This window comes from Microbacterium sp. F1-18 (assembly GCF_052921305.1).
In genome coordinates, this window is record NZ_JBREVD010000002.1 from 814161 (window position 1) to 826693 (window position 12533).

14 protein-coding genes are annotated in these 12533 nt (G+C 69.1%); 4 read left to right on the forward strand and 10 right to left on the reverse strand.

The features are described from left to right. Window positions 1-46: 46 nt before the first annotated feature. Both ftsR and ACU6RU_RS08120 read right to left on the reverse strand, forming a co-directional pair. Window positions 47-727, reverse strand: coding sequence for a transcriptional regulator FtsR (gene ftsR, locus ACU6RU_RS08115; RefSeq protein ID WP_446726268.1), 681 nt, complete (start codon window positions 725-727; stop codon window positions 47-49). Next, on the reverse strand, window positions 724-1218 hold the full coding sequence (locus ACU6RU_RS08120; RefSeq protein WP_023951596.1) for an FHA domain-containing protein: 495 nt from the start codon (window positions 1216-1218) through the stop codon (window positions 724-726). Before ACU6RU_RS08120 ends, ftsR begins: the two co-directional genes overlap by 4 nt. 106 nt (window positions 1219-1324) lie before the next feature. Here ACU6RU_RS08120 and ACU6RU_RS08125 point away from each other — a divergent pair, with 106 nt between their 5' ends. Further along, window positions 1325-1879, forward strand: a complete 555-nt coding sequence (locus tag ACU6RU_RS08125; RefSeq protein WP_120262995.1) for a copper resistance protein CopC — start codon at window positions 1325-1327, stop codon at window positions 1877-1879. Between the two features lie 9 nt (window positions 1880-1888). Continuing rightward, entirely contained in the window at window positions 1889-3289 is a 1401-nt protein-coding gene (gene lpdA, locus ACU6RU_RS08130; RefSeq protein WP_120262996.1) for a dihydrolipoyl dehydrogenase, read from the forward strand. 86 nt (window positions 3290-3375) lie between these two features. Here lpdA and ACU6RU_RS08135 read toward each other — a convergent pair whose 3' ends face one another. Beyond that, window positions 3376-4032 (reverse strand): CYTH domain-containing protein, encoded by a 657-nt coding sequence (locus ACU6RU_RS08135; protein WP_183045277.1) that lies wholly within the window; start codon window positions 4030-4032, stop codon window positions 3376-3378. After that, window positions 3998-4243, reverse strand: coding sequence for a response regulator (locus ACU6RU_RS08140; protein ID WP_120262998.1), 246 nt, complete (start codon window positions 4241-4243; stop codon window positions 3998-4000). The genes ACU6RU_RS08135 and ACU6RU_RS08140 overlap by 35 nt, the downstream gene beginning before the upstream one ends. Before the next feature lie 97 nt (window positions 4244-4340). Here ACU6RU_RS08140 and ACU6RU_RS08145 point away from each other — a divergent pair, with 97 nt between their 5' ends. Next, on the forward strand, window positions 4341-5063 hold the full coding sequence (locus ACU6RU_RS08145) for a glutamine amidotransferase (RefSeq protein ID WP_446726269.1): 723 nt from the start codon (window positions 4341-4343) through the stop codon (window positions 5061-5063). Window position 5064: 1 nt separating this feature from the next. On the opposite strand, the gene ACU6RU_RS08150 is transcribed toward ACU6RU_RS08145, so the two are convergent. From ACU6RU_RS08150 to adhE, 6 genes are all read right to left on the reverse strand, one after another. Further along, a complete protein-coding gene (locus ACU6RU_RS08150) occupies window positions 5065-6078 on the reverse strand; it encodes a YihY/virulence factor BrkB family protein (RefSeq protein WP_289331216.1) in 1014 nt (337 codons plus the stop codon). 51 nt (window positions 6079-6129) lie between these two features. Next, window positions 6130-6609 (reverse strand): prepilin peptidase, encoded by a 480-nt coding sequence (locus ACU6RU_RS08155; protein ID WP_446726270.1) that lies wholly within the window; start codon window positions 6607-6609, stop codon window positions 6130-6132. Then, entirely contained in the window at window positions 6606-6896 is a 291-nt protein-coding gene (locus ACU6RU_RS08160; RefSeq protein WP_353105728.1) for a DUF1905 domain-containing protein, read from the reverse strand. Before ACU6RU_RS08160 ends, ACU6RU_RS08155 begins: the two co-directional genes overlap by 4 nt. Before the next feature lie 66 nt (window positions 6897-6962). Next, the gene (locus ACU6RU_RS08165; protein ID WP_289331213.1) at window positions 6963-7874 is read right to left on the reverse strand and encodes a L,D-transpeptidase; all 912 of its coding nucleotides are present in this window, start codon (window positions 7872-7874) and stop codon (window positions 6963-6965) included. Window positions 7875-7923: 49 nt separating this feature from the next. Then, window positions 7924-8916: an aldo/keto reductase gene (locus tag ACU6RU_RS08170; RefSeq protein ID WP_120263003.1), complete on the reverse strand. Its 993-nt coding sequence runs from the start codon at window positions 8914-8916 to the stop codon at window positions 7924-7926. A 61-nt stretch (window positions 8917-8977) separates the two neighbouring features. Beyond that, the gene (gene adhE, locus ACU6RU_RS08175) at window positions 8978-11713 is read right to left on the reverse strand and encodes a bifunctional acetaldehyde-CoA/alcohol dehydrogenase (RefSeq protein WP_446726271.1); all 2736 of its coding nucleotides are present in this window, start codon (window positions 11711-11713) and stop codon (window positions 8978-8980) included. Between the two features lie 191 nt (window positions 11714-11904). Here adhE and ACU6RU_RS08180 point away from each other — a divergent pair, with 191 nt between their 5' ends. Then, entirely contained in the window at window positions 11905-12351 is a 447-nt protein-coding gene (locus ACU6RU_RS08180; protein ID WP_120263004.1) for a ribonucleotide reductase stimulatory protein, read from the forward strand. Window positions 12352-12533 lie beyond the last annotated feature (182 nt).

The window sequence follows — 12533 nt, forward strand, 5'->3', positions numbered from 1 at the left end:
CGCGGCAACGACATCCGGTCAGAGCCCGCGGCGTGTCGCGCGACGCTCACCGGCCCAGTCGATCGATCGCGCCCTGGACGAACGCGGAACGGACATCGTCGAGCCGACGCAACAGCTCGGGGGCGAGTTCGTGCGCACGCCCACGAGCCGATGAATCGGTGCGGCGCAGCAGCGGCGCGAGGGCCGTCTCGACGAGCGCCACGTCGCGTTCTGCCGCCTGTCGGACAGTGCGGAGGTGGCGCGGCCCGATCCCGTGGCGATCGAGCGCCACGAGCGTGCGCAACAGAACCAGCGCGCGCTCGTCGTAGGTGTCAGCGGCAGGCAGCAGCCCGGCAGAGACGGCGTCGCCGAGCAACGCCGGGGTGGCCTCGGCCTGGTCGATCAGCTCGTCGCGCCGGTAGCGCCGATGCTGAACGATGGATGCCGGCAACGCAGGAGGAGGACCCTCCGCCCCCGGGTCATCGAGGTACTCCCGAATGCGGGCCAGCGGCATGTAGTGGTCGCGCTGGAGTGTCAACGCGGTGCGCAGACGTTCGACATCGGCGGGTGAGAACTTCCGATACCCCGACCCGGTGCGGGTGGGGGTCACGATTCCCTGATCTTCGAGGTACCGCAGCTTGCTCGAACTCAGCGCCGGGAACTCCGGGCTGAGCCGGGCGAGGACCTGACCGATGCTCAGGTGACCCGCCGCCGTGGACCGGCCGCGGGCAGCGGGAGCCGCGCTCACGCGCCGGTCGCCGGAGCGCGATCGAGCGGTGAGACGAAGAAGTTCAGGCGGAACTTGCCGACGCGCAGTTCAGCCCCGTCGGAGAGCACGGCACGGTCCACACGCTCGCCGTTGACATAGGTGCCGTTGAGCGAGCGCTGGTCCACGATCTCGAAAGCCGACCCCGTGCGGGTGATCTCGGCGTGCCGACGCGAGACGGTGACGTCATCGAAGAAGATGTCGGCCTCGGGGTGGCGGCCGACGGTCGTCACGTCGGTGTCGAGCAGATACCGCGCGCCCGCGGTCGGGCCCGAACGCACCAGAAGCAGGGCCGCCCGCTCGGGCAACGCCTGGATCGCGTCGCGCTCCACAGCGGTGAGGTCAGCCCCGAACGGCACGAACGACAGGTCCAGGTCGTGCCCGAACGTCTGCGTCGTGTCCGAGGAACCGCTGTGCGGCGCGCGGTCGGGTCCGCGTCGGATGTCGTCGACGTCTCGATCCTTTTCGTCCACAGTGTCCTCCTCTTCCGGGCCAGCCTAACGGATCGGCGACGAGTCGCGAACGCGAATACCGGGCCCTCTCACCCCGTTCATATAGCCGAGGATTAGGCTCGGCACGATGTCTGCACGCACTCCTTCGCTTCGCACGCGCCTGCTCGTGGGTCTCGGCCTCGTGCTCGGCCTCGCTGCGGCTTCGCCCGCTTCGCCCGCTCTGGCACACGACGAATTGCTCGCCTCCGACCCTGCCGCGGATTCGACCGTCGCCGCGCTGCCCGACGAACTGACCCTCACCTTCAGCGGCGTACTCATCGACGAGGACGGCGTCAATGCGATCTCGGTGACCGATGCGGCCGGCACGGAGCTCGCCGAGGGCGCGCCGACGCTCGACGGGACGACGGCGACGCAGGCCCTCAGCGGAGACAGTCAGGGGCCCATCACGGTGCGCTGGCGCGTCGTCTCGAGCGACGGTCATCCGGTCTCCGGAGAGTTCTCGTTCGTCGCCGGCGACCCCGCTGCGGCGCCCACGGCGTCGACCGATGGAACCGCCGAGGCCGCACCCGCCGAAGGCCTGCCGGCGGTGTTCTGGATCGTCGTGTCGATCGTCGCGGTCGCCGGTGTCATCGCCCTCGTCGTCGCCCTGATCGCGGCGTCTCGGCGGCGCACCGAGGACTAGGCTGGGACCATGCCTCACTACAACGTCGTCATCCTCGGCGCGGGCCCCGGCGGGTATGTCGCAGCTGTCCGCGCTGCGCAGCTCGGACAGTCCGTCGCGATCATCGAAGAGAAGTACTGGGGAGGCGTCTGCCTCAACGTCGGCTGCATCCCCTCCAAGGCTCTGCTGAAGAACGCCGACCTCGCCCACACCTTCAAGCACAAGGCCGATCTCTTCGGCATCAGCGGAGATGTGAACTTCGACTTCGGCACCGCGTTCGACCGCAGCCGCAAGGTGGCCGAGACGCACGTCAAGGGCATCCACTTCTTGATGAAGAAGAACAAGGTCACCGAGTACGAGGGCCGCGGGTCGTTCCTCGACGCGAAGTCGATCCAGGTGACCAAGGCCGACGGCTCGCAGGAGACGGTGACGTTCGACAACGTCATCATCGCCACGGGCTCGACGGTGCGCCTGCTCCCTGGCGTGCAGCTGAGCGACAACGTCGTGACCTACGAGGAGCAGATCCTCACGCGCGACCTGCCGAACTCGATCGTCATCGTCGGCGCCGGCGCGATCGGCATGGAGTTCGCGTTCGTCATGTCGAACTACGGCGTGAAGGTCACCATCATCGAGTTCCTCGACCGCGCCCTCCCCAACGAGGACGTCGAGGTCTCGAAGGAGATCCAGAAGCAGTACAAGAAGTACGGCATCGACATCCTCACCTCGACCAAGGTCGAGCAGATCGTCGACTCGGGCGACAAGGTCACGGTCTCGTACTCGGCCAACGCCGACGGCGCGAAGGGTCAGATCGAGGCCGACAAGGTGCTCATGTCGATCGGCTTCGCTCCCCGTGTCGAGGGCTTCGGTCTCGAGAACACCGGTGTCAAGCTCACCGAGCGCGGCGCGATCGACATCGACGACTACATGCGCACCAACGTCGAGGGCATCTACGCGATCGGTGATGTCACCGCGAAGCTGCAGCTCGCGCATGTCGCCGAGGCGCAGGGCGTCGTGGCGGCCGAGACCATCGGTGGAGCCGAGACGCAGACGCTCGGCGACTACCGCAACATGCCGCGCGCGACGTTCTGCTCGCCGCAGGTCGCGTCGTTCGGTCTCACCGAGCAGCAGGCGCGCGACGCCGGCTACGACGTCAAGGTCGCGAAGTTCCCGTTCTCGGCCAACGGCAAGGCCAACGGTCTGGGCGAGCCCGTCGGCTTCGTCAAGCTCATCGCAGATGCCGAGCACCTCGAGCTCCTGGGCGGCCACCTCATCGGCCCCGACGTGTCGGAGCTTCTGCCCGAGCTCACCCTGGCGCAGAAGTGGGACCTCACCGCGCTCGAGGCAGCGCGCAACGTCCACACGCACCCCACGCTCTCGGAGGGCCTGCAGGAGGCCTTCCACGGTCTCGCGGGGCACATGATCAACCTCTGACGTTCGCGTCACGCAAAGACGAACGCACCGCTCGGCTCCGGCCGGCGGTGCGTTCGTCTTTGCGTGTCGGTGAGAACCCGGGCCGCTCAGCGCCCGAGAGCGCGTCCGAGCTTGGATTCGGATGCCGCGGGCGCTCCCCCGGCCGAGGCGACCAGCTCATCGGCCGCGGCGAAGAGCGATGCGACGCCCTCCGCGCTGCGCGGCGCTGCGGGCCCGAGCTCGAGCTCCCACTCGCGCCAGGAGCTGACCCGCCCGGATCGCTCATCGGTCGCCGTCACCCGGTCGTCGACGAACTCCGCGACCATGTCACCCTCGGCATCGAGCAACGCGAACGCGGTGCGCGAGTTGCGGATGCGCGCGATGACCTCGAACGGCGGCTGCGCCACTTCGGCCAGCTCGGCGACGATCGCCTCGGGCACCTCGAGCGGAGCCGATTCGTCGGCGTCGTCGAGGGGCCAGTGCGTCTCGAGCTTGCCTTCCGGCGTCGAGCGCTTCACGTGCCAGCCGGCGTCGGGTCCGCCCGTGCGCCGTCGGAGCGCTGTCAACGCAGCGGCGAGCCGACCGTCGGCGGTGTCGAGATAGCGCGCGTCGAGCGCGCGGGGCTCGGCCTCGCCGACCGTCGCGACCCCCGGAAGCGTCGACCAGTCGGGAACGGCCGTGTCGTCCCCGACGTCGTACTTGCGCTCGACCTCGAGCGAGCTGCGCGGCTCAGTCGTCACTGGTGACGCGGTCGTCGCGCTCATCGGTCGAGGGGTCGATGTCGCCCTCGGCTTCGACGAAGTGGAACTCCGACGACGTCGGGCCGTCACCCTCACCGGTGTTCTCGGGCTGGCCGGCGCGCTCGTAGACCACCTGGGTCTCGCTGTAGGGAAGGATGAGCCGGTCTGACGCGTCGTCGTCCAGCGGAAGGGTCTGCCCGTCGAGGGGACCACCGTGCAGTCGTGCAATAGCCATGTTCTGACCTCCTGGCTCCCGACGATACCCTCGCGGGCCGACCCGGCCGATACGCTTGCGCCATGCGTGCTCGGCGACTACGAAAGCACCCCCGGGCGTGAAACCGTTCGTGCTGCTCGCGACCCGCGCCGAGGACGTCCCCGCCGATGAAGAGTACGAGCTCTTCCTCCGTCACACGGGGCTCGAGCCTGCATCGCTCCGCCGCGTGCGCCTCGAGGCGGGCCCGATGCCGGAGATCGACCTCGACGACATCTCGGGCAGCGGCGGCCCGTTCAACGCGTCCGATCCGTGGGAGCAGAAATCCCTCGTGCAGCGCCGCGTCGAGGCGGAGTTCTCGAACCTGCTGGCACGGGTCATCGCGCACGACAGCCCGTTCCTCGGCGCCTGCTACGGCATCGGCACCGTGGGTGCGTTCCTCGGTGCCACGATCGACCGCCGGTTCGGCGAGCCGATCAGCGTCGTCGACGTCGAGCTGACGGACGCCGGGCGGCGCGATCCGCTCCTGGCCGGGATGCCGCCGACGTTCCCCGCGTTCGTCGGACACAAGGAAGCGATCTCGGCGCTCCCCTCACGCGCCGTGCTGCTCGCTTCCTCGGCCGGATGCCCGGTACAGATGTTCCGGGTGGGCGAGAACGTCTACGCGACGCAGTTCCACCCCGAGCTCGACCTCGAGGGCATCACGACCCGCATCCACGCCTACGCCGGCTACGGATACTTCGCTCCCGACGAGCTCGACCTGACGCTCTCCGCGGTGCGCCGCAGCCCGGTCACGCACACGGGTTCGATCCTCAGCGCGTTCGTCGAGCGCTACGCGCGGTAGATCAGGCGCCCGCTTTCGCGCGCTCCTCGGCCTCGAGCTCGCGGGCCTTGTCGAGCTCGCGGGCGGCGGCGGAGACGGCATCCTCGGCACGCTGCACGCGACGCTGCAGGAACGTCGTGGCACCGAAGCGCGACCGGACGCGGTCCTCCTCTTCGCGCACACCCGTGACGATGTACGCCGTGGCGATGAGGATGACCTGCGACGACAGGTTGAGCCACAGCAGCAGCGCGATGAGCGAGGCGAATGACGCCAGCAACGGGTTCGAGGTCGCTCCACCGACGAACAGTCCCGACAGCTGCTGCAGCACCGTCAGCCCGGCGGCACCGAGGAGTGCGCCGCTCCAGAGCGCGCGCTTGCGCACCTTCACGCCGGAGAGCACTCGGAACAGAACCGCCACGACGACGGCGTCGAGTGCGAATACCACCACCAACGAGACCGCCCAACCGGCGAACTGCACGAGCGGGTTCTCGTCGGAGAAGCCGAGAAGATCTGCGAGCAGTCCGACTCCAGCCGTCCCGAGGATCGTCACAGCGGCTGCCGCGACGAGTGCACCGCCCATACCGATCGCGAGTGCGAGGTTGCGCAACATCACCCAGATGAACAGAACGTCGTCGGTCAGCTCATCCGCGATCGCACGCATCGCGGTGCGGAGCGATCCGATCGCGCCGATGGCTGCACCGAGCAGACCGACGGTTGCGATGGCTCCCGCGATCGACAGTCCTGCGGGAGCCGTGATGCTGTCGAGCTTGATCAGGCCGTCTTCCCCGACGAGCCCCGGGATCACGCCGTTGACGGCGTCGATGAGGGCCTGCCAAGCGACGGGATCGCCGGCGAGCCAGAGCGCCGCGACCGAGAACCCCAGAAGGACACCGGCGAAGACGCTGAACAGGGTGCGGTACGTGACGCTGTCGGCGAGAACCGGTCCGCGGTGCTCGCTGTACAGCAGGAACGCGCGCACCGGTTTGCGCTGCAGCGCCCACGCGATCGAGCGGGAGACGAAGGTGGACTCGGCCATGCCGCCACGATAGCGCGGCGCTCGCCCCGGCCCCCGTGCCCTTGACAGGCCTCATGTCCCGGCCCAGACGCCCCCTGCCACCGCCCATGCGCCCAGGAGCATGAAGGGCCCGAATGGGATCCGCGTGCGCCGACCGCTGCGCCCGGCGACGATCATGGTGACGGCGACGAGGCCGCCCGCCACGAACCCGAGCGCGGTCGCGAGCAGCGGAGCCTGCCAGCCGAGCGGCCCCAGGAAGAGCCCGATGGCCGCAGCGAGCTTGACGTCTCCCCCGCCCATCCCGCCACCGCTGAGATGCAGGAGGTAGTACAGGACGAACAGCACCGCCCCCGCGACGACCGCTTCGACGATCGGCCGGATCGAACCCCGTTCGATGGCGGAGAGCACCGCGATGCCCGCAGCCGCGCCGGCCAATGCGATGACGAGCCGGTTCGGCAGCCGATGCGTCGCGATATCGATGACCGTGAGCGCGATGCTCAGCGCTGCGCAGACAGCCACCAGCACGATCGTCGCCGACGACAGCGGGGTCACGCGTCGAGGACCTCGAGCATCACCCGGACGATGCCGTCGGATCCGATGGACTCGGCGCGACGGATCGCCTGCTTCAGCGGCAGGACGTAACCGCCGCGCGCGGCATCCGGGAAGATCGACGTCTGCCACGTCGACCCGCCGATCGTCGCGCGCACCCGTACGGATCCGAACCCCCGTGGCATCCGCGGGATCTCGCGGATATCGGCACTGGGCTCGTCGGGCACGGCCGCGAAGTACCACGCCTGGGTGCGGGCCTCCCAGCGGAAGACCTCCGCGTCGAACTCCATCTTCACGCGATCAGCGTAGGCCGTCTCGCGCGCACGGTGTCGCGGGTGTCCACAGGCGCGCCACGGCTACGGCTGGATCATGACCGGGGTCCCGGGCGGCAGCTGGGCGAGGCGGTCGACCGCAGGCCCGTCGAGGTATATGCAGCCGAACGAGGTGTCGCCCTCGCGCATCCGGTAGTAGTGGAAGGCCGTCACGGCGACGTCTCCCCCGTCGAATCCCGCCATCACGGGTGACTGCACCCCCAGATAGACCATCGGATGCCCCTGGGTGTACCGGAACTCCGGGACCACCGTGGTCCACATGACGAAGGTCCGCCCGGTCGGGGTCGGCGTCGACGGCTTTCCCCACGCGAACTGGTCCGACACGCGTTCACGTCCGGTCGCGCTGACGATGTCGATGGTGTTCGCCGCGAGATGCACCTCGACGTACTGGGCGGTCGTGGTCAACTCGACGTCGGCGGCGCGCAGCCACCCCACGGTCTGACCACCGTTCCCCTCGGGAGGCACGCCCTGTCGGCCGGGCAAGAGCACCTTCACCCAGTCGGTCTGCGCTTGCACGACGGGCACCGTCGTACCTCCGTAGTGGTGGTCGCGCGGGAGCTGACCGACGGGCTGGGCCGTGGGGTCGGCGAACACCGGAGCACCCGCGCCCAGCGGTCGCGCGAGCAACGAGGTCACCGACCCCATCGGATCATCGTCGACGGGCACCGCCGAGTTCACCGAACGCACGTCGATCAACGGGAGCGTCGAGATGTCGTACGCGTTGTCGTTGCGGGCATAGGGCGCCGGCGCGGCATCCGCCGCTCGCTCCGCGGACGGCGTCGACGGCGTCGCGTCCGAGACGACGGCGGCCGGGGTGTCCGAGCCACGGAGGGCCGCCAGGTCGCGAAGCGGGGCGAGCGCCCAGAAGGCCGATACCGCGAGGGCCCCGACCGCGACCACGGCCACGAAGGCTGCGGGATGCGGTCGTCGGGTCATACGCCCATGCTCGGCCGCGCGCGGCCGCAACGCAAGAGAGGGACGCCGGTCACCACTGGGGGTGGATGTCGGCCCGCAGCAGCTCGTCGTAGACGTCGACGACCGCGTCGGCGAAAGCCGTCAGATCGGCGCCGTCGTCGAGGAGGTCCCCCGCAGCAGCGTTGGCTCGTGCCTGCTCGGTCGTGCGGGCTCCCGGGATGACGCTCGTGACGCCCGGCCGCGAGGCGATCCACGCCAGCGTCGCCGCCGGCAGGGTGACGCCCTCGGGAAGAGCGGCCGCGAGCCTGCGCGCGGCCGCCAGGCCGGTCTCGAAGTCCACGCCGGAGAAGGTCTCGCCGCGGTCGAAGGCCTCGCCGTTGCGGTTGTAGGAACGGTGGTCGTCAGCTGCGAACTCGGTCTTCTCGGTGTAACGACCGCTCAGCAGGCCCGACGCCAGGGGGACGCGCGCGAAGATCGCGACGCCGGCCGCTTCAGCCGCCGGGAGCACCTCGTCGAGCGGCTTCAGCCGGAAGGGATTGACGATGATCTGGACGTTCGAGACGTTCGGCCGCGCGATCGCCGCGAGCGCCTGCGCGGTGGTCTCGACCGAGACTCCGTAGGCCGCGATCGCCCCGTCGGCAACGAGCTCGTCGAGCGCGTCGTACGTCTCGTCGGATTCGATGACGGCTGAGGGCGGGCAGTGCAGCTGCACGAGGTCGAGGGTGTCGACACCCAGGTTGCGGCGCGACCGATCGGTCCAGGCACGGAAGTTCTCGCGCGTGTAGTTCTCGGGCAGCTGCGCCTCACGCCGGCCCATCTTGGTGGCCACGGTGATCCCATGCCCGGGACGAGCGGCGAGGAACCGGCCGATGGTGCTCTCGCTGCGTCCATCGCCGTAGACGTCGGCGGTGTCGAAGAGCGTGACGCCGGCGTCGGCCGACGCGGCCAGGACGGCCAGAGCCTGGTCGTCGTCGACCTCGCCCCAATCCGCGCCGAGCTGCCAGGTGCCCAGGCCGATGGCCGACACGGAACGGGAGGTCGAAGCGAGGCTGCGCTGCTGCATGGCTACAGCGTAGGCGCAGGGCCGGACCTCTCGGCCCGGCCCTGCGCTCCCTGGCTCGTCGTCAGCCGCCGTGCGCCGCCTTAGCCTTGCCGGTGCTCTTCTTGGCCGGTGCAGCGGGAGCGTCCGGGGTTGTCACCGTGAGGGTGTCGGCGGCGACGACGGCCGCGGCGCGGGTGGCGCGCACCTCGGCGAACGAGGTGCCGTAGTACGCGGCCTCCATGAGCGTCTTCATGTCGTCGATCATCGGCATCCGGGGGTTCGCCGGCGCGCATTGGTCCTCGTACGCGGCCATCGCGAGGCTGTGCAGGTTGTCCAGGAAGCGGGCCTCGTCGACCCCCTGCGCCTGGAACGACCGCTCGATGCCGACGCGGTCGCGCAGCTCCTCCACGGCACGCGCGTAGCTCTCGACCCCTTCTTCCGGCGTCGCGGCGGGGAGCCCGAGGTGCTGCGCGATCTGCTGGAACCGTTCGGGCGCGATGTAGCGCTCGTACTTGGGCCAGCTCGTGAGCTTCGTCGGGACCGTGCCGTTGTAGCGGATGACGTGGGGCAGGTAGACGGCGTTGGTCCGCCCGTGCACCAGCTTGTACGTCGCGCCCGTCACATGGGCCATCGCGTGCACGATCCCCAGGAACGCGTTACCGAAGGCCATTCCCGAGATGGATGCGGCGTTGTGCATCTTCTCGCGAGCCTTCCGGTCGGCGCCGTCGGTCGAACCCGGCCGGGCGTTCGTGCTGCGTTCGATGTTCTCGAAGATCAGCTTGATCGCGTGGAGGCACAGCCCGTCGGTGTAGTCGTTCGCGTACACCGACACGTAGGCCTCGGTTGCGTGGGTCAGCGCGTCGAAGCCGGCGTCGGCCACGAGGAATCCGGGCAGCACGCGCGTCAGCTCGGGATCGATGATGGCGACGGACGGCGTCAGCGCGTAATCGGCCAGCGGGTACTTCATCCCCGTGACGTCGTCGGTGATCACGGCGAAGGGGGTCATCTCCGAGCCGGTTCCCGATGTGGTGGGGACGCAGACGAGCTTGGCCTTCTTGCCCATCTCGGGGAAGGTGAAGGCGCGCTTGCGGACATCGAAGAACTTCTCGCGCATGTCGGAGAACTCGATCTCGGGGTTCTCGTACAGCAGCCACATGACCTTGGCGGCATCCATAGGTGAGCCGCCGCCGAGCGCGATGATCGTGTCGGGCTGGAACTGGCGCAGCTGTTCGGCGCCCGCGACGACCTCCGACACCTTCGGCTCGGGACGCACCTGGTTCAGCAGCTGCACCTGCACACGGTTCTCGCGACGGTTCAGGACATCGGTGATGCGGTCCACGTAGCCGAGCGAGGTCATCGTCTCGTCGGTGATGATGCTGACGCGCTCGACGCCTCTCATGTCGGCGAGATACCGGATCGCGTGCGGCTCGAAGTACGTCTTCGCCGGGATCTTGAACCATTGCAGGTTGTTGTTGCGCCGACCGACGCGCTTGACGTTCACGAGGTTCACCGCCGAGACGTTGTTGGATACGGAGTTGTGCCCGTACGAACCGCACCCGAGGGTCAGCGAGGGCAGGAAGGCGTTGTAGATGTCGCCGATGCCGCCCAGGGCGGACGGCGAGTTCTCGATGATGCGGACCGCTTTGACGACCTCGGCGAAACGAGCGACGACCTCGGCGTCGTTCGAGTGGATGGCGCCGGAGTGGCCGAGTCCGTCGAAGGCCACCATCTGCCGCGCGAGCTCGATGCCCTCCTCGGGGGTCGCGGCGCGCAGCACCGCCAGGACCGGGGCGAGCTTCTCACGGGTCAGCGGTTCGTGCGGACCGACTCCCGCGACATCGGCGAGGAGGATCGAGGTGTCCGCAGGCACCGCGAAACCCGCCTGTTCGGCGATCCAGACCGGCGACTGGCCCACCACGCGCGCGTTGAGCTTCGCCTCGCCGCAGTTCGCGCTGTCGGCGGTGACGCCGAAGACGAACTCCTCGAGCATCGCCTTCTCTGCGGCGCTCACCCGGTACGCGTGCAAGCGGGCGAACTCCGCCAGCGCCTCGTCGGCGACGGGCTCGTCGAGGATGACCGCCTGCTCGCTGGCGCAGACCATGCCCATGTCGAACGACTTCGACAGCACGATGTCGTTGACGGCCCGGCCGACGTCGGCGGTGCGCTCGATGAACGCGGGCACGTTGCCGGCGCCGACGCCGAGCGCCGGCTTTCCGCACGAGTAAGCGGCACGCACCATGGCGTTGCCGCCGGTGGCGAGGATGAGAGCGACGCCCGGGTGGTTCATGAGCTCGCCGGATGCCTCCATCGAGGGCTCGTCGATCCACTGGATGCAGTCAGCGGGCGCGCCGGCGGCCACCGCGGCGTCTCGGACGATGCGGGCGGCTTCGGACGAGCAGCGCTGAGCGGACGGATGGAATCCGAAAACGATCGGATTGCGGGTCTTGAGGGCGATGAGCGACTTGAAGATCGCGGTCGAGGTCGGGTTGGTCACCGGCGTCAGCGCGCAGATCACCCCGACGGGATCCGCGATCTCGGTGATCCCCGTGAGCTCGTCGTGCGCGATGACGCCGACGGTCTTCTGGTCGATGATCGAGTGCGTGACGTGTTCGCAGGCGAACATGTTCTTCACGGCCTTGTCCTCGAACAGGCCGCGCCCGGTCTCCTCGACCGCCATGACGGCGAGGTCGCCGTGGTGGTGCAGCGCCGCGACCGACGCCTTGCGGACGATGTGGTCGATCTGTTCCTGGGTGAAATGCGCGTACTCGTCGAGGGCACGCTGTGCCCGGGTGACGAGGGCGTCGACGGCGATGGACATCGTGAGCCTTCCCGGCGCGGAAGGTGTCCGCGTCTGTGTCCGAATCCGGGATGGAGGGACCTCGACCCCGTGTCCTCAGTGTGACCTATGTGGTCTGACCACACCCGAGCCACGGCCGGAACAAATCGAGACGATGAGTTCTCACGCTTCCCGCCTGCTCGGCGTTCCCGGGCGCGGAGCAGACTGGGCCCGTGCCGCACCTCCCGGTCTACTTCCACTCTTCGAGCTCGAACCTGATCCGCCGCTTCGCGCAGCACCTGCACGCCACGGACGGCCGCCCGTTGCGCGATCTGTCCGATCGGGCGGTGCGATCGAGTGAGGCGCCCGGCCCGTGGATTCTGCTCACCCCCTCGTACAAGGCCGGCAACGACGCGCACGCGACGCTGCCGGCCACGGTTCGCGCGTTCCTGCGTTCACCCGTGAATCGCCGGCGCCTCGTCGGGATCATCGGCTCGGGCAATCGCAACTTCGGCGACCACTACCAGGCGGCGGCACGCGAGCTCGGGCGCGTATCGGGACGGCCGGTCGTGTTCGAGTTCGAACTCGCCGGCACGCCGGAGGACGTCGCCGCGTGCGCTCGGATCCTCGCGGCTTTCGACGCGCGCTTCGCGAGCGGTCCCGGAGCGCACCAGGAGTGAGTCGGATTGCGTCATTCGACGACATTGCGCGACGGATCGCCCCACAGCCGCCGGAAATCGCGTAGCATTCGAGAGTCGGTGCGTCACGGCGCGCCTCTCCGTCGGTTCACTCCGACGTGCACTTCGTTTCATTCCGCCGTCGATCTCATGCACCCGGGCCATGCTCTCGGCCCCGTGACCGC

Bases quoted from the DNA above. Each gene is read 5' to 3' on its own strand.
- ACU6RU_RS08125 (WP_120262995.1), top strand. From the start codon at position 1,325: ATGTCTGCACGCACTCCTTCGCTTCGCACGCGCCTGCTCGTGGGTCTC.
- lpdA (WP_120262996.1), top strand. From the start codon at position 1,889: ATGCCTCACTACAACGTCGTCATCCTCGGCGCGGGCCCCGGCGGGTAT.
- ACU6RU_RS08135 (WP_183045277.1), bottom strand. From the start codon at position 4,032: ATGAGCGCGACGACCGCGTCACCAGTGACGACTGAGCCGCGCAGCTCG.
- ACU6RU_RS08140 (WP_120262998.1), bottom strand. From the start codon at position 4,243: ATGGCTATTGCACGACTGCACGGTGGTCCCCTCGACGGGCAGACCCTT.
- ACU6RU_RS08150 (WP_289331216.1), bottom strand. From the start codon at position 6,078: ATGGCCGAGTCCACCTTCGTCTCCCGCTCGATCGCGTGGGCGCTGCAG.
- ACU6RU_RS08160 (WP_353105728.1), bottom strand. From the start codon at position 6,896: ATGGAGTTCGACGCGGAGGTCTTCCGCTGGGAGGCCCGCACCCAGGCG.
- ACU6RU_RS08165 (WP_289331213.1), bottom strand. From the start codon at position 7,874: ATGACCCGACGACCGCATCCCGCAGCCTTCGTGGCCGTGGTCGCGGTC.
- ACU6RU_RS08170 (WP_120263003.1), bottom strand. From the start codon at position 8,916: ATGCAGCAGCGCAGCCTCGCTTCGACCTCCCGTTCCGTGTCGGCCATC.
- adhE (WP_446726271.1), bottom strand. From the start codon at position 11,713: ATGTCCATCGCCGTCGACGCCCTCGTCACCCGGGCACAGCGTGCCCTC.